Consider the following 16,635-nt stretch of genomic DNA (forward strand, 5'->3'; position numbering starts at 1 on the left):
CGCCCATTGTCCAATATTCCCCACTGCTGCCTCCCGTAGGAGTCTGGGCCGTGTCTCAGTCCCAGTGTGGCGGATCATCCTCTCAGACCCGCTACAGATCGTCGCCTTGGTAGGCCTTTACCCCACCAACTAGCTAATCCGACTTAGGCTCATCATTTAGCGCAAGGTCCGAAGATCCCCTGCTTTCTCCCGTAGGACGTATGCGGTATTAGCATTCCTTTCGGAATGTTGTCCCCCACTAAATGGCAGATTCCTAAGCATTACTCACCCGTCCGCCGCTAGGTTAGGTAGCAAGCTACCCTTCCCCGCTCGACTTGCATGTGTTAAGCCTGCCGCCAGCGTTCAATCTGAGCCATGATCAAACTCTTCAGTTTAAAATCATTAGTAGCTTATGGCTACAAATCTTGGCTCATCAATTTTCTGACTAAAAATTCGCTCAAATAAACTTCGAGAAATTTCTACTCTTCAATCAATGAAATATTTTCGATTGATCAACCAGTAAAAATCCACACAAGTTGTTCTTCTATTCTCTTAATGATCTTCTCGATGATTCGTCATCATCAAGCTAGGTCGGCTATATTACTCTCAATTTCTTAAAAGTCAACAGGTAATTTAGATATTTATCAAACTTATCAATCAACCCAAGAATTCAACCACTTTAAGCCAAATCCTTGTTTCTCAACAAGTTTTTATCTGCATCACCGCCGATGGATGTGCATTCTACAGCATTTCTGACCCGTTGCAACTGCTTTATTCAAATTTATTTAAATTATTGCATCGACCGATTATTTTTTACACAAATACGGCTGAAAATGTGCGATTTGGTCGATTATTTGCTCAGTTTTATTTTTTTCTTGCCAGTGTAACGGCCTGCAATCGATATATTCACAGTATCCAGTGCCCTCATAGTTTTCATTTCCCCATAAGAGTTGATAGTGAAAGCTGCCCACATAGCCTGCAGCCAAACCAAATTTATAATCGCCCCGACTTTGGGCTTTCAATTGAAAGACAACTTCATCCTTTTCCGAATATTGCCAGATAAATTCTCGTGGTAAATACATGTCACGTCCATTCGGTGTTTGCACCTTTGGATAAACACGGCTGACATCAAAAATCACTTGATGATCATAAAGTACAGAATGTTGTTCATTCGACTGAATTTCAATGCGAGAAAAAATGATGTTATTCCATTGATTTCTAAGTTCAGACAAGATGATCTGAAAGTCTGAATTGACCTGAATAATTTGATAGGTAAAAAAGTGAAAAGCAATAAAAGGTAAATAGATGGCTCGGGCATGTTTTAAAATTCCTTGCGCCTCAATTTGATATTTTTGTTTTTTATAGGTGATTTCACCTTCACATTGGCAACGCACATACCAGTAATCCCCGACTCCCCATTGCAAAGCCGAATGGTTTTCAATGTCTGTACCAATATTTACTTTGAGCTGGCAACTGAATTCTTCATCATCACGCTTAAAATAATAATTAGGGAAATCCACCTGAATATGATCGACATCCAAAAACTGATAACGATCTTGCTCTAATTGGCACTGCTCTTTGGCGCTATAACTTTTGAGATGTCCGACTGTTGATAAACTACTGGCAACTAAAACGGTCGCAGTATCAATTGCAGTCGTGGTAATGGCACTGGCGTTATAACAAATGGGGATGCGAGGTTGGCCGATTAGGCTAATAAAATTTAAATAATGAAAGGGTTCAGGTAAATTGGGCAAGATCAAAGCCTGATAGACGATCTTAAATAAGCCTTTAGGTGGGTGAAAGGTTAAAGCATCTGACTTATTGAGGTTCAGCTGCTTTAATTGATTGTTATTCATCAATATTGGCATACTGAACCTCCGTATTTTAACTTGTTATTTTGGCATCATTTTTTTTGGCAAATAGTGTCGTTACAAATCCTGAAAGGACGTAGATGATACAGACAATCAGTATCCCTACAGGAATGTTGTACGTGATTGCAGCAAAAATCAAGACCACAGGTAACATCACGACGAAAGGTACACGCTTACGATCCATTTGTTTAAATGAATAGTACTTGATGTTGGAAATCATCAATAAACCCACCGCAACCATGACCACTGAGTTAATCACCTGAATCACAATATCTTTTAAATCAAAGATGAATGGGTAATCACGCCCTACCCAGACCAATGAAATCACGGTCACCGCTGCAAGTGGACTGGCAATACCAATAAAGTAACGCTTATCGACCACACCAATCTGTACATTAAAACGCGCTAGACGGAAAGCTGCGCAAGCCGTATAGATAAAGCAGCAAGCTAAACCGATACGCCCCAGATCATGCAAACTCCAGCTATACATCAAGATCGCTGGGGCAACACCAAAGGCCAACAAGTCAGAAAGCGAATCGTATTGCTCACCAAATGCACTTTGTGCACCAATGGCACGGGCTACGCGACCATCTAAACCATCTAGCAATGCAGCCAAGAAAATGGCATAAATTGCTTGGTTAAAATTTCCATTCATACTGGCAATAATTGAATAAAAACCAGAAAGCAGTGCGGCCGTTGTAATTAGATTCGGCCATAAATAAATACCACGGCGTTTCACTTTTTGTCCTTCGTGCGTATGCTCTTCTTCTTCTACTTCAAAAGTGATTCCATCAAAAGAATGATCATCTTTATTTAACTCAGAATCAGGTTTAAGAGAATTTGTCATTATTTTCAATTCCTCGAGAATATTTGGATGTTGATGGGTTATTCACCCACCAACCAACGCACAGCAGCATGTCCACCAGTTTCATTCATACGTAGATGTGGAAATAACCATTGTAATGCTTGATCCGCATCTTCCGAGAATTTCCAAGGCGGGTTAATTACCAATAAACCACAACCATTCAATCCAACTGGCGTGTCATCTGGCCATACACAAATTTCACAAATCAACTGACGGCGAATTCCAGTTTTAAGCATTTTCTTTTCAAAACGCTCAATCATCGCGCGATCTTTAATTGGATACCATACGGCAAATACACCCGTTGGCCATTTTTTATGTGCAGCTTGGAGTATTTCAACCAATTGTGGAAAATCTTTACGCTCGATTTCGTAAGGAGGGTCGATCATGACCAATCCGCGCTTTTCTTTAGGCGGAATAACCCCCATCAGGCCTTCATAAAAATCACGTTCATGTAAGCCCGCACGTTTATCGCGAATATTAAAATACAACTGCTGAAACACATCACGCTGCATTTCAAATATAGTCGCTTTATCCATCTCACGCATGCCTTCAAGCGCAAACCAAGGTGAGCCTGGATAAGCACCTTTACCCGAACCTGCTCGCATATCTTCAACAATTTTGAGATATTGTTTTACACCTTCAGGCGCATTACGTTTAATCGAATCATCAAGCTTGACCAAACGATGGATACCCGTTAAGAATTCACCTGATTTTTGTGCTTCAGACGTAGATAAATCATATTTACCTGCACCACCATGGGTATCGATATATCGATAAGGTTTATCTTTAGCATTTAAACGAGCGAGCAGTTGAAGCAAAAGTACATGCTTCATAACATCGGCAAAGTTACCCGCATGGAAATGGTGACGGTAATTCATGTTAACAATTATTCCTCAATTCAGCAGGTAGTTTAACATGAAAATAGGGGCCGATGACATTTCACAGATGCTTGCGACTGTTGACATTTTTCAGCTGATACAAGGCATGGTTTTCGAAATTTAGCATTCTAAACGAGAAAAGCATAACGCCGAAGCAGCAAAAAATGTCGCAGTCCCGAAGGGTTATAGCTAAAACTGCCCTAAACTTCGTTATGAAACTTGACAAGGGAATCGCCATTGCCTACGTTCCTTGCCTTGTTTATGTCGTTTTAGCTTATAACGCAAGGCATGGTTGAAATATCAGCAGCCCCTAAATTATTCTTTAGCGTTGATGTGATCGTCTAAAATTGTCCTGTAATCAAACCGATGCCACTGGAGTGCCATGCAAGCAACCTCTCTTCCCCAAGCATTCAATCTTCAGTCCTGGAATTTGGACCAAGTCCTGAATGATTTAAATGAATTTGGTTTTGCCTTAATTGATCAAGTGTATTCAGATGAATATGTACAAGCACTTGCACATGAATGTAGCACTCATCTTGCCGAATTCAGAGCAGCAGGGATACAAAATGGCGTCGTCAGCCATATCCGCAGTGATCACATTTTATGGATTAATGAGCAACTACCCATTGCACAACAGCATTTACAAACTTTAGAACACTTATCTCAAGCATTAAATCAGGCCTTCTATTTAGGTATTCAAGAAGTTGAGGCTCATTTTGCCTGTTATAACGCAGGCGAATTTTATGCTTTGCATCGAGATAATCCGCAGCAAAAGAATGACCGAATGATTTCAACCGTATTTTATTTGCATGAAAACTGGCAAGAGGAATGGGGTGGGCAATTACGCTTACAAGATAAGCAGGATCAATGGCATATCATTCAGCCACAACCCAACCGTCTGGCTATTTTTCAAAGTGATGTTTTACACGAAGTATTGCTTTCCAAACAGCAACGCCTCTCGATCACCGCATGGTTACGAAGTGGCAGTTCAATCTGGAATAACTAGGCTGTATTCATTTTTCAGCCTTTAAATTACTAAAAACAACCTTATATACCCCGCATAACTGACGATTTTGGATCAATACATGTCGAATGAAACTAAACAAGTGATTGCTCGAATTGGTGAAACTGACCAACGCTTTTTAGAGGGCAATACGCCTGAACTTGCTTTAGAACGTGCAGACCTGCGTTTACAACTGGTCATGCTCAGTCATGTTCGTCAGGAACAGTTGCACTTCTTACAAGAAGCAATTGTGCTGCTTGAACAGGCACGCATCGAATATGACGAAATGCCGTTAAGCTTGTATTTAAATCTGTCGTTATATTTGGCCAAGGCCTATATGATTTATTTCGAGCTGACCAAGGAACAGCGTTTTGCTCTGATCACTCAGCAAATTTTGAAGCCTTTGGCACACCATGAGCATTTAGATGTTTATTTCTTTTTGGCTTATGCCTCTGCAGCCAAACAGGAACAAGCTTTAACTCGTCACTGGTTAAAGAAATATACATCTTGCCTAGACCATGACTTGGAGTTACTACAGCTTCATCCTGCGTTTATTCAACTTCGGCAGGAAGACTGGTTTAAAACCCTCATTCAAAATAAAGCTCACTAATGTGAGCTTTATTTTGATCTGAAAATGATTACTTGGTGCTGTCCACATGCAATTGCTGATTCAGCTCATCAATCACAATCGCCCATTCATCATCTTTATCCCAATGACTCTTGAGAAAATCACGCTGCCCTGCACTCCAAAATTCAGCTTCATGCAACTTCTGGTCGGCACTCAGTTGATGAGTTCTCACAAAGTTTTCGATTGCTGCCTCATCTGCCCCAAGCCCGAGTTGTTCAAATAAAAGCTCAAGTGTCGGTTGCTGTTCAAACATTGTTATTCTCCAAGTGATGTCCTTTATCAAAATAATCTAACAGTAAATCGCCTTGTGATGCAGCGATAGGTCTATCTTTTCTTGTTGTTTTTTGTTCTTAAACGACATAAAAAAAGCACTCTCTAAGAGAGTGCTTTTCAATTTATCAAAAAGATAAATTATTTAACCATGTCAGCAATTGCTGCACGTTCTTCTTCAAGCTCATTCAGCGTGAAGTTGATACGCTCACGGCTGAACTCATCAATTTCTAAGCCTTGAACGATTTTGTATTCACCGTTTTCAGTCGTCACAGGGAAACCGAACATTACGCCTTCTGGAATACCATAAGAACCATCAGATGGAATACCCATGGTTACCCATTTGCCGTTAGTGCCCAACGCCCAATCACGCATATGATCGATTGCAGCATTTGCAGCTGAAGCCGCTGAAGACAAACCACGCGCTTCGATGATCGCAGCACCACGTTTACCAACAGTTGGAAGGAACACATCTTTGTTCCATGCTGCATCGTTGATTTTGTCTTTTAAGCTTACGCCATTTGCAGTTGCAAAACGGTAGTCCGCATACATTGTTGGAGAGTGGTTACCCCAAACAGTCATGTCTTCGATGTCAGAAACTGCCACACCAGCTTTTTGAGCAAGTTGAGTCAAGGCACGGTTGTGGTCAAGACGTAACATTGCAGTAAAGTTTTTCGCTGGAAGATCTGGAGCCGATTTCATTGCGATGTATGCATTGGTGTTTGCTGGGTTACCAACAACCAATACTTTAACATCACGGCTCGCAACTTCATTGAGTGCTTGGCCTTGACCAATAAAGATTTCGCCATTCACTTTTAACAAGTCCGCACGTTCCATACCAGGACCACGTGGGCGAGAACCAACTAATAACGCGTAGTCAGCATCTTTGAATGCAACTTTAGGATCATCAGTCCCGATCATGCCTGCCAATAATGGGAAAGCACAGTCATCAAGTTCCATCATCACGCCTTTAAGCGCTTGTTGAGCTTTCTCAAAAGGAACTTCAAGCAATTGTAAAATGACTGGTTGATCTTTGCCTAACATTTCACCGCTTGCGATACGGAATAATAAGCTATAACCAATTTGACCAGCAGCGCCTGTAACGGCAACACGAACGGGTTGCTTCATGTGATATTCTCCAATGAGATGCGTTTGCACGATTGAACGCTATTATTATTCAATCGAATTATCATAAACGGCAAAGATTGTACTCTAAAGCGAATACAGATGCATGTAAAAGAGAATGAATTTCAACGAAAGTCTAATAGAAAATACAAATCAAACTAGGTAAATACCTAGTAACTGCCTTTAATTGTAAATTCACTTGGGCAGCCCGTCACAATATGGCTTGCGCATTGTTTATATTGACCATTTTTCTGATAGCACACCCGAATTTCGGTCAAGACCGAATCAAATCTCGATGACTGGCAAGTAAAGCGAATTCCATTCGGTGGTAATGAAGGATTCAATTTGACAAATTGCTGTCTGAGATTTTCTTTCTGTACTTCAATCGTATTGGGGCTGGTCAAATCTGCAGGGATTTTCAAACGTTCTGCAAAGTTAATAATGGTTCTAAAATATTGGCTGGCATTCATTGGCATACAACCACCCACATCTTGCCATAACTGTATGCGCGCATTTTCATCAGGCATGACACGTGCAACTACTTTTGCCTGCAACGGTGATAACTTGGCAGAAGTTTTAGTTGAGCAATCCCGGTTTAAAGGTACTTCAGGCAATAGGCTGGCAATGGTCAGTGAATAACCTTCCAGACATTTACGTTGCTTTTGTCTTGACGAGTCAAAAGAGCATGCTGCCGGTGTCATTTGTACATGCATGACATAACCAGCAACATCAGGATTACTCGCAGCGTGCGATGGCGCAGTAAAAGAGAAGATTGCAGCACAGCTTAATATCTGTGCCACGCTCATCAACTGCGTTTTGAGTAACTGGATTGATTTCATCAAATGCAAAAACTTCATTGTTTCACTTAAACATCTGGCTGTGTCTTAAGGCCCACTGCGTACCGGAATCGTGCTCATGCGTTTTTCCAACGATTGTGCACCTTGCCCTAATACCACACCATAATGGGTAGCATTGGTCATGACATGTTTGACATAGTCACGTGTTTCCAATAATGGAATGGTTTCTGTGTATTGATCCGCTGCCATATTCTGGGCATCAGGTTGCCAGCGACGTGCACGATTTGGGCCCGCGTTATAACCTGCTGTTGCCAATACCGCATTACCGCTCAACTGACTTTGAATCATCGAAAGATAATAGGTGCCATAACGAATATTGGTATTCATCTCACTCAAGGCTGCCGGGTTATAAGTTTCACCCATTTGTCTTGCGATCAGTTTTGCAGTATTCGGCATAATCTGCATCAAGCCTCCTGCCCCAACATGCGAACGTGCAGAAGTCACAAAACGGCTTTCTTGGCGCATTAAACCATAGGCCCATGCTGGATCAATACCTGCATTGTAACTATGGCTGGTCACATTGCTACGATGCGGTGTGGCAAAACGATAGGTATCATTATGGCGCGATGTGGTGCGATCAGCGGCATAAATGGCACGATCATACCAACCCATATCATGCGCACGTTTTGCAGCGGCTAAAAGCAGACCATCGTCGTGTTGCAAATACGCTTGACGCACTGCCCAGTTCCATTCACGGTTGGTATAGTTCGCAGGTGCATTAACATCTCTGAGTGCAAATGCACGTCTAAAATGAATATTTTGATTTAAACGTTGTATATCTTGCGTACTTGGCTGTTCGTTATATGGCTGATGATTATAACGTTCACCTAAGCGGTCTTTTGCCAGCAGGTTATGGTAATCATCGCCACCCTGTGCCAATTTGCGATAAATCTGTTGTGCAGCCTGTTTCGATCCGCCATCAGAACGTTGCTCAGATGCACGTGCCAACCAATACTGCCAACGATCTTCCTGCTTTTGCGTGACTGACATCGCATCAATCGCACGAATCAAACTTTCCCAAGCCCCAAAGCGAATCGCCTGACGCGCATAAATCTCTGCCTCTTCCGGACTCAATGGATAACCATAACTTTGGTCATAGGCATTTAAGACTTCACGATTAAAGCCATTTTTCATCACTGTCGTACCACCGACATAACCAATGGTACGGTACAAATACTGCTGGACTGGCTGCGGCACATCCTGAGCAGCACGCTGCACATTGCCCAAGGCATTGGTTAAATCGCTATCAGCAACACGGCCTAAAGCAAAAATCAAATAGGCATAATCGGCATCATTTGATTTCGGTGCACTCCACAAATAACCCAATGGATTGGCTTGAATTTGATTGAACTGTGCTAAAGAAAGATTCAAGCCCATGGTTTGAGCTGTGGCAATCGCTGGGCCTGATTGACCTGCTCGCAGTTGCCCCCAGAGTCTTTGTTGACGATCTTGAGTGGTCATTAAAGGACTAGACAACATCAAGCGACCTAAACCATTACAAGCTTCAGGCTGAGAATTGGTGGTAAGCCAAATGTCTTTATATTCAGCAAAAACCAGACTGTCGCCTGTTTTGGCACGGACTTGCGCAACAGCACAACTTTCTTCTTGATCTGGATTGGTGACATAACTCAGTACAGGCTTGGCATCAGCGAAGTTACCGAGCTTGACTTTTTCTTCGACATAATCGGCAGAAAGTTTTTCTGCCATCGCCGATTGTGGATAGCGTTGCGCATAGCTAATAATTGAAGATGCAGGTTGAAAACCCAGATTGGTATTCAGTTTCCAATATTCAGGGTAATAACCTAAAGCATCGTTCTGCATTTCGAATTGGTATTGATCAAGCAAAGCCGTATTATTTGCATTGGCAGCACGCAACGCATCATTAAATTGTTCATCTAAAGCATAGACAGACGAGCAGGCAATCACGCCCCCCACTGCAATAAAACAACGGAAGCTCTTCTTGTTATTCAATTTATGAGTTAGGGTTGTTCTAAAATCACGCTGCTTTTTCATCTTCATCAATATCTATGCTCAATTTTGCCCAGCCATTATAGTGTAATAAGTCTCGCCTTCCACTATTGTTGTGTTATGTAAATTACTGATTCATATTCATTAAAATTCACACAATTTTATTCACAAACTGTCCATTTTTGTCAGTTTTTTATTCTCTGCGTTCCGTTTAAAATACTGCTATAATCCGCCGTTTATTTAAATCCACCTTGTTTAGGAGCCTGCATGACGGTTCAAACATTCATTCCCAGTGCTGTAAAAGCTGCTTCAGAAAACACTGTTACCCAGCCAATGCACACCGCTGATGTTTCAATCAAGAAATTGTTTATTGAAACTCAAGGGTGTCAGATGAATGAGTATGACAGTCATCGTATGGCAGATTTGTTAGGTGATTCACATGGCTATGTGCTCACTGACAATCCAAATGAAGCAGACATTCTGCTGATGAATACCTGCTCAATTCGTGAAAAAGCACAAGAGAAAGTATTCAGTGGCTTAGGTCGCTGGCGCAAATTGAAAGAACAGAATCCCGATCTCATCATTGGTGTGGGCGGCTGTGTTGCTTCGCAAGAAGGCGACAACATTCAAAAACGTGCGCCTTATGTGGATATGATCTTTGGCCCACAGACACTGCACCGTTTGCCACAAATGCTAGATCAGCATCACGCCCAAATTGAAAAACCAAAGAAAGAAAAAATCAAATTGGTTGATATTTCTTTCCCCGATATTGAAAAGTTCGACTTTTTGCCAGAACCACGTGTCGAAGGCTTCAAGGCATTCGTTTCAATCATGGAAGGTTGCTCGAAGTACTGTTCATTCTGCGTGGTCCCTTATACCCGTGGCGAAGAAGTGTCTCGTCCATTGGATGATGTGTTGGCAGAAATCGCTGGCTTAGCTGAAAAAGGCGTACGTGAGATCAGCTTACTCGGTCAAAACGTAAATGGTTATCGCGGTGAAACCTTTGAAGGTGAAATTTGTACCTTCCCAGAATTATTACGCTTAGTGGCTGAAATTCCAGGGATTGGCCGTCTACGCTATACCACCTCTCACCCGCTTGAATTCTCTGAAGATTTAATTCAATGCTACCGTGATTTACCGCAAATGGTTTCGCACTTGCATCTGCCTGTACAAAGTGGTTCAAACGATGTACTGCAAGCGATGAAACGTAACCACACCATTGATGTCTACATTGATAAAATTGCCAAGTTACGTAAAGTCCGTCCGGATATGCATTTATCTAGCGATTTCATTATCGGTTTCCCTGGCGAAACAGATCAGCACTTTGCCGAAACCTTACAGTTCATTAAAGATCTAGATTTCGACCATTCTTATAGTTTTGTTTACTCTAAACGCCCAGGTACACCTGCCTCTGATTTACCAGACAGTACGCCAGAGCAAGTGAAAAAAGACCGTCTTGCTCAAGTACAAGACGTGATTAAACGCTCGAGTATCGATAAGACCGATGCCATGCTCGGTAAAATTGAGCGTGTGCTGATTGAGAAGGTTTCTGATAAAGATCCAAATGTTTTAATTGGTACAGCGGACAATACACGTTTAGTGACATTTATCGGTGATGCCACGTGGATTGGGCGTTTCGCAGAGATTGAGATCACGGAAATTAAAACTTTAAATTTAGTTTACGGAGAACTCTTGAATCTTGAACCTGACGTGGCGTAATGTAAGGGTATTCCTACAGAGCAACAAAAAGGGTTTATCTTGACTGCAGCGATTCGACGTACAGTAACGTTCCCTGAGATTCAATTGGAACGTTTGAAAAGCATGCTCGGTGCGTATAACGGGCATTTAAAACAAATCGAACAACGTTTAGATGTCAAAATTACTCACCGTGGCGATGCCTTTTATCTCGATGGTGATATAGAAGCGGTCGAAAGAGCCGAAGCACTATTGCAACGGCTCTATCAAGAATCAGAAATTTCCTCACAAATTAGTGCCGATGTGATTCATTTGATGATCCAAGGTTCACAGACGGATCGTGAACTGATGGATGATTCAGATCAGGAACATACAGGTCTCGACAGTGTTTGGTTACAGACCCGCAAAGGGCGAATTAACCCACGTGGCGCCAATCAAAAACGCTACGTACAACGTATTTTACAAAGTGATATTTCCTTCGGTATTGGCCCAGCCGGGACAGGTAAAACCTATCTGGCCGTTGCTGCTGCGGTTGATATGCTGGAGCGTAATGAAATCCAGCGAATCTTACTGGTTCGTCCGGCCGTTGAGGCAGGTGAAAAGCTCGGTTTCTTACCCGGTGATCTTACCCAGAAAATTGACCCCTACTTACGCCCACTTTACGATGCCCTGTATGAAATGCTGGGCTTTGAAAAAGTCGCCAAACTGATTGAACGTCAAGTGATTGAAGTTGCTCCGCTTGCCTATATGCGCGGACGCACCCTAAATCATTCTTTCGTCATTTTAGATGAAGCACAAAACACCACCCCTGAACAGATGAAAATGTTTCTGACCCGTTTAGGTTTTGGTTCACGTGCGGTGATTACAGGTGACGTGACGCAGGTTGACTTGCCTCGTGGGCAACAATCAGGTTTAGCACAAGCATTACGTGTCCTTGAAAATGTCCATGAGATTCATATCACCCGTTTCCATTCACGTGATGTGGTTCGACATCAATTGGTACAAAAAATTGTTGAAGCTTACGAAGGTTGGGATAGTGAACAGCAACGCCTGTCTGCTGAAGCCCGCGCCGAACGCAAAGCCAAACAAGAAGCACTGATTGCAGAAAATGATTCTGCAGCTGATGCGCAACACATTTAGCCCCCCACTCCCCCTAAGATGCTTTAGTCGCATCTTAGGGGGACGATTTTAAGGATCTACTTTGAAAATCAATTTAAGTCTTCAACAAGACTTTCAAGCTGCTGAGTTGCCACTCAAACGTGGTCAAATCAAAAAAAATATCGAAACTGCACTACGTCACGTCGGTTTTGATGTCAATTGTGAAATCGGAATTGCCTGTGTTGATTTAGCTGAAAGCCATGAACTCAATCTGCAATACCGTGAAAAAGACAAACCGACCAATGTGCTGTCTTTTCCAAGTGATATTCCTGAGGAAATGTTGAGTTTACTGGAGGCCGAGCCACTCGGTGACTTGGTGATTTGTATTCCTGTGGTTTTACAAGAAGCGGCCGAGCAACAAAAAACGCCAAGCGATCATTTCACCCATTTACTGGTTCACGGCGTTTTACACTTGCTTGGTTTCGATCATGAAACCAGTGAAGCTGAAGCTGAAGAAATGGAAGCTTTGGAAATTGAGATTCTAAAAAAACTAGGCATTGCCAATCCTTACCAAGCCGATGAAAGCTAATCCAAGGTCCTATGTATATCGTTATTTTTAAAGCCACCATCAAACAGCTTGATACAACTTACTCAGACATGGCTCAGAAGTTGAGAAATAAGGCTCTGAGTGAGTACCACTGTATCAAGTTTGAAGCCTGTAGTGAAAATGGCTTTGAAATTGCGTTGTCTTACTGGAACAGTCTTGAAGATATCAAGCAGTGGCAACGCGATGCAGAACATTTGGTTGCTCAGCGATTAGGCAAAGAAAAATGGTATCAGGATTTTAGTGTCGAAATCTGCACAGTTGAACGTGCTTATTCAAGTCAAAATGGCTTGTGAATAAACACAAACTTATCCACATATTGAATAAAAAAACGGCTAGATTCAGCCGTTTTTTATTTCTCAAACTCGAAGAAAGACTCAATGCTCTATTTCTACGTTATCACTCAAAAATGTTATTAATGCACTTCAAACTCAGCATCCACAGGATCAAAACGCCAGGTTCGAATGATCCGCAACTCAGAAATATCTTTTTTCATCGCTGCATCAAATGGACCAAAGGGTGCACCACGACGCACAGAAGCTTTCGCCGCTTCATCTAAAATTGTATGACCAGAGCTTTCAATCAGACGAATGGCCCGGATGCCTCCTTCGGCATTTAAAATCACCATCAAACGAACCTCACCGGCCAAATGCTGCTGTTTCGCCTCATCTGGATAGTAGCGGTTGCCATACAGCTCGACTTTTTGACGGAATTTATCCAGATAAGCGGCGGATGCATCTTGCTTGGCTTGAATGCCATCGACGGTTTTAATACGCTGTTTACGGCTAAAGTTTTGTTGCCGTTGTAAATATTGTGCTTCCAAGCTCGCGATCATAGCCGCTTTAGCCTGAAACTGACTTTGTAGATCATCCAAAGTCTTTTTACGCTCACTCTGTTCTGCTTGTTTTTGCCAGCTTAAAACCGTCATCAACACTTTTTCTTCAAATTTTAATTCTCGTTTTTGCTGAATTTTTTCCAGACTTTCTAACTCTTTCTCACCCGTGGTCGCATCGGCTTGCATCGGCGCAGGCATATCACTCGACATCCGATGCGCTTCGCGAAAGTCACCAGAACCGTGTTGATCTGCTTGTGCTAAAAAATCAGCCTCTTTAACTTTTTCTTGGCTCGGACGAACGGTTACCGCAATTTCTTTGGTTGAGGTGTCAGATGGCGATGGCATGGTAAATTGAATGGCGAGCACAGCAACATGCAGCAGCATCGCCAACACCACTGCCCCAATAAAAATGGGATCTTGCCACCAATAAGGAGACAGCTCTGAACGAAAATTTATTTTATTCCACATGGTATTTAAGTGACAAAGAATGTCCCATCCCCAACGGTAGCACCGTACAAAAACCCAACCAATATTCAATTTTTTACAAAAATGTGATCCACTTATGGTTACAGTGTTTCCATACCATCATTTTATGAAAATGTAGCAATTAATTTTGCTACACTGCAAGTTAGAAATTTATTTTTATTTTTTAGTGAATACAAAGATTGCGGCATTGTTTGGCTCATCAATTCACTTTCTGGAACAACTTTTATGCAAACGCTAATTTCATCCGTTGCTAAACGTCTACGTAAAGTTTACCAAAAAGCAGAAGAATTCATCGAAGAAGAAAGAGAATTTTCACTTTCGCAAGTTTTTGTAAATGCGACCATGGAGCGTTATGTCACCGAAAATGTCGGCATTATGCAAGACCTGCATGCCGATCTATATGATGGCTGGTTACGCTTATATACCACTTTAGATGTGAAAGGTTTGCATACCACGCTTTCGGTCGATTTAAAATTGATTCAAATGGAAATGAATCAAAATGTCCAGCTGATGGTATTCGAGCAAATCAGTAACACTCAAGTGATTGAAGCCAAATTCAAGAACATCTTGCAGAAGTGGGGCTTTTATGTGGCGATCTGGTACTACCAAAAATTTCGTGAAGAAGATCCACTCGGTAAAATATTAGAACACTTTGAAGTGGTCAAAGTGAAAGATGACTTGCTTTATCTTGACCTAAACCGCTGGTTGGGTAAAAAAGCCAGCATTATTGAAACGCTGAGCAAAGTCCATGTCAATCGCGCCAGAGTTCGTCCTGCTGAACTGATTGTCTGGGGCAACGTCAATCTCGCCGCAATTTTATCACCCTCCAATGAGGATGACTTTGATGAAGATGACTTAGCAGACAGTGAAGTCACGCCTATCCAGCAAAAAGACAGCAAAAAGTAAATTCGATGCTTTGTGGCATATCTTTATGGTGCACAATATGCCACGAAAAAATACACATCTTCATGATTTATACGAAAAATTAACATGCGCTCAGTAAAAAACCTGATCTTTTCTTCATAATCTACAGGCATAATATCTCTAAATCGTAATGATAAATGAATGATTCACTTTAGTATCATTCAAAGGATAGAGTGTTATGACAAAGAAATTATTAAAAGTACTGGGTATTACTTCTGCAACTCTTCTTAGTGCAGGCTTATCTAGTCATGCACTGGCAATGGCACCCTTCCAAGCCAGCTATCAATTCAGCTATAACAATAAAAATCTCGGCTCTGCCACACGTACCCTGTCACAGCAAGGCAATAACTGGACCTATCAATTCAGTGCCAAAGCAGGCGGTATCGCCTCTGCTTCTGAAACCAGCCAATTTAGTTTTGCTGACAATAAGATCAACTCACAAAAATTTAGCCGTAGCAGCAAAATCCTGATTCATAGCAATAGCATGAGTATTAATTTCAACCCAAGCACTAAGGTTGTGAATACGAAAAAAGATGATACGGCGCGCTCATTTGCATGGCAGGCCGGAGCGCTGGATGAGCTGAATGCAGAGTTGCAAATCCGTGAGGACTTGAAAAACAATTCGCTGAAAACCAAATATCTGATTGCCGATGCCAAAGCTATTGATGAACGTCGCTTTGTGAAACAGGGTACTGAAAACATCAAGACCCCTTATGGTACATTTAGCACCATCAAAGTGGTGATGCAGCACGACAAGCCTGAGCGAAATACCGTGTTCTGGTTAGCACCAAAGCTTGACTATCTTCCAGTCAAAATGGCACATAATGACGGAAAATCATCATATGGTTTGTTACTAACAGGCTATTCGGGTAAAACAAACTAAGCATCTGGTCAATTTTGGCTTGCATTTTTTTCGATGCTTTTTAAAATATGCCTTTGCTTGAACAAGCATCCGTTTAGAGGATTCTCCCGTGTACGCTTTAGAACAGAAAATCTTAAATGAAGGTATCGTTCTATCTGATCAGGTTTTGAAAGTTGATGCTTTCTTAAACCACCAAATCGATCCTGTGTTAATGCAGCTGATTGGTAAAGAGTTTGCCGCTCGCTTTAAAGATGCAGGTATTACTAAAATCATTACTATTGAAGCTTCAGGTATTGCACCTGCAATCATGGCAGGTTTAGAACTTGGCGTTCCTGTCATTTTCGCGCGTAAGTACCAGTCATTAACACTGAAAGACGATCTTTACCGTTCTAAAGTGTTCTCGTTTACCAAACAAACTGAAAGTACCATTGCCATTTCAAACAAGCACATCAGCTCAAGTGATAAAGCACTGGTGATTGATGACTTCTTGGCCAATGGTCAAGCAGCACTTGGCTTAATCGACTTGATTCACCAAGCCAAAGCAGAAGTGGTTGGTGTCGGTATCGTGATTGAAAAATCATTCCAGCCAGGCCGTGACGTACTGCTGGAAAAAGGCTATCGCGTTGAGTCGTTAGCACGCGTTAAATCTTTAGAAGGCGGCAAAGTTACTTTTGTTACTGAATAAGA

Annotated in this window: 17 protein-coding genes and 1 rRNA gene; 9 read left to right on the plus strand and 9 right to left on the minus strand. The window is 41.9% G+C overall.

Going from position 1 to position 16,635, the window contains the following annotated elements:
- From F907_RS0118210 to F907_RS02510, 4 genes are all read right to left on the minus strand, one after another.
- Nucleotides 1-374, minus strand: a 16S ribosomal RNA gene (locus F907_RS0118210); the annotation flags it as partial.
- A gap of 411 nt (nucleotides 375-785) precedes the next feature.
- Complete coding sequence (locus F907_RS02520) at nucleotides 786-1,847, minus strand: DUF6670 family protein (RefSeq protein WP_016653119.1); 1,062 nt, start codon at nucleotides 1,845-1,847, stop codon at nucleotides 786-788.
- Between the two features lie 16 nt (nucleotides 1,848-1,863).
- Complete coding sequence (pssA, locus tag F907_RS02515) at nucleotides 1,864-2,697, minus strand: CDP-diacylglycerol--serine O-phosphatidyltransferase (protein WP_016653120.1); 834 nt, start codon at nucleotides 2,695-2,697, stop codon at nucleotides 1,864-1,866.
- 38 nt (nucleotides 2,698-2,735) lie between these two features.
- A complete protein-coding gene (locus F907_RS02510) occupies nucleotides 2,736-3,593 on the minus strand; it encodes a 23S rRNA (adenine(2030)-N(6))-methyltransferase RlmJ (RefSeq protein WP_005239816.1) in 858 nt (285 codons plus the stop codon).
- 382 nt (nucleotides 3,594-3,975) lie between these two features.
- Here F907_RS02510 and F907_RS02505 point away from each other — a divergent pair, with 382 nt between their 5' ends.
- Together F907_RS02505 and F907_RS02500 are read left to right on the plus strand one after the other, a co-directional pair.
- Entirely contained in the window at nucleotides 3,976-4,599 is a 624-nt protein-coding gene (locus F907_RS02505) for a 2OG-Fe(II) oxygenase (protein ID WP_016653121.1), read from the plus strand.
- 79 nt (nucleotides 4,600-4,678) lie between these two features.
- Nucleotides 4,679-5,206, plus strand: coding sequence for a hypothetical protein (locus tag F907_RS02500; RefSeq protein ID WP_005278895.1), 528 nt, complete (start codon nucleotides 4,679-4,681; stop codon nucleotides 5,204-5,206).
- 28 nt (nucleotides 5,207-5,234) lie between these two features.
- Here F907_RS02500 and F907_RS02495 read toward each other — a convergent pair whose 3' ends face one another.
- The 4 genes from F907_RS02495 to F907_RS02480 form a co-directional block, all read right to left on the minus strand.
- Nucleotides 5,235-5,477 carry a DUF2789 family protein gene (locus tag F907_RS02495; protein ID WP_016653122.1) on the minus strand — a complete coding sequence of 81 codons (243 nt, stop codon included), beginning with the start codon at nucleotides 5,475-5,477 and terminating at the stop codon, nucleotides 5,235-5,237.
- 158 nt (nucleotides 5,478-5,635) lie between these two features.
- On the minus strand, nucleotides 5,636-6,622 hold the full coding sequence (locus F907_RS02490) for a malate dehydrogenase (RefSeq protein WP_004655942.1): 987 nt from the start codon (nucleotides 6,620-6,622) through the stop codon (nucleotides 5,636-5,638).
- Between the two features lie 167 nt (nucleotides 6,623-6,789).
- Entirely contained in the window at nucleotides 6,790-7,458 is a 669-nt protein-coding gene (locus tag F907_RS02485) for a ribonuclease T2 family protein (protein WP_005239824.1), read from the minus strand.
- 45 nt (nucleotides 7,459-7,503) lie between these two features.
- Nucleotides 7,504-9,495, minus strand: coding sequence for a lytic transglycosylase domain-containing protein (locus F907_RS02480; protein WP_016653123.1), 1,992 nt, complete (start codon nucleotides 9,493-9,495; stop codon nucleotides 7,504-7,506).
- 216 nt (nucleotides 9,496-9,711) lie between these two features.
- On the opposite strand from F907_RS02480, the gene miaB reads away from it, so the two are divergent.
- From miaB to F907_RS02460, 4 genes are all read left to right on the plus strand, one after another.
- The gene (gene miaB, locus F907_RS02475) at nucleotides 9,712-11,163 is read left to right on the plus strand and encodes a tRNA (N6-isopentenyl adenosine(37)-C2)-methylthiotransferase MiaB (RefSeq protein WP_016653124.1); all 1,452 of its coding nucleotides are present in this window, start codon (nucleotides 9,712-9,714) and stop codon (nucleotides 11,161-11,163) included.
- Between the two features lie 39 nt (nucleotides 11,164-11,202).
- Nucleotides 11,203-12,279: a PhoH family protein gene (locus F907_RS02470; protein WP_004655946.1), complete on the plus strand. Its 1,077-nt coding sequence runs from the start codon at nucleotides 11,203-11,205 to the stop codon at nucleotides 12,277-12,279.
- 61 nt (nucleotides 12,280-12,340) lie between these two features.
- Nucleotides 12,341-12,826: an rRNA maturation RNase YbeY gene (gene ybeY, locus F907_RS02465; RefSeq protein WP_016653125.1), complete on the plus strand. Its 486-nt coding sequence runs from the start codon at nucleotides 12,341-12,343 to the stop codon at nucleotides 12,824-12,826.
- Between the two features lie 11 nt (nucleotides 12,827-12,837).
- Nucleotides 12,838-13,137, plus strand: a complete 300-nt coding sequence (locus F907_RS02460; protein ID WP_016653126.1) for an antibiotic biosynthesis monooxygenase family protein — start codon at nucleotides 12,838-12,840, stop codon at nucleotides 13,135-13,137.
- 119 nt (nucleotides 13,138-13,256) lie between these two features.
- Here the strand turns inward: F907_RS02460 and F907_RS02455 are convergent, their stop codons facing one another.
- Nucleotides 13,257-14,144 carry an energy transducer TonB gene (locus F907_RS02455; RefSeq protein ID WP_016653127.1) on the minus strand — a complete coding sequence of 296 codons (888 nt, stop codon included), beginning with the start codon at nucleotides 14,142-14,144 and terminating at the stop codon, nucleotides 13,257-13,259.
- A 243-nt stretch (nucleotides 14,145-14,387) separates the two neighbouring features.
- Between F907_RS02455 and F907_RS02450 the strand changes: the two genes are divergently transcribed.
- From F907_RS02450 to F907_RS02440, 3 genes are all read left to right on the plus strand, one after another.
- Nucleotides 14,388-15,068: a hypothetical protein gene (locus tag F907_RS02450; RefSeq protein ID WP_005278880.1), complete on the plus strand. Its 681-nt coding sequence runs from the start codon at nucleotides 14,388-14,390 to the stop codon at nucleotides 15,066-15,068.
- A gap of 196 nt (nucleotides 15,069-15,264) precedes the next feature.
- Nucleotides 15,265-15,969, plus strand: a complete 705-nt coding sequence (locus tag F907_RS02445) for a DUF3108 domain-containing protein (RefSeq protein ID WP_016653129.1) — start codon at nucleotides 15,265-15,267, stop codon at nucleotides 15,967-15,969.
- 88 nt (nucleotides 15,970-16,057) lie between these two features.
- Nucleotides 16,058-16,633: a xanthine phosphoribosyltransferase gene (locus F907_RS02440; protein ID WP_005239835.1), complete on the plus strand. Its 576-nt coding sequence runs from the start codon at nucleotides 16,058-16,060 to the stop codon at nucleotides 16,631-16,633.
- Nucleotides 16,634-16,635: the final 2 nt, after the last annotated feature.

Source organism: Acinetobacter colistiniresistens, from assembly GCF_000413935.1.
Lineage (GTDB): Bacteria > Pseudomonadota > Gammaproteobacteria > Pseudomonadales > Moraxellaceae > Acinetobacter > Acinetobacter colistiniresistens.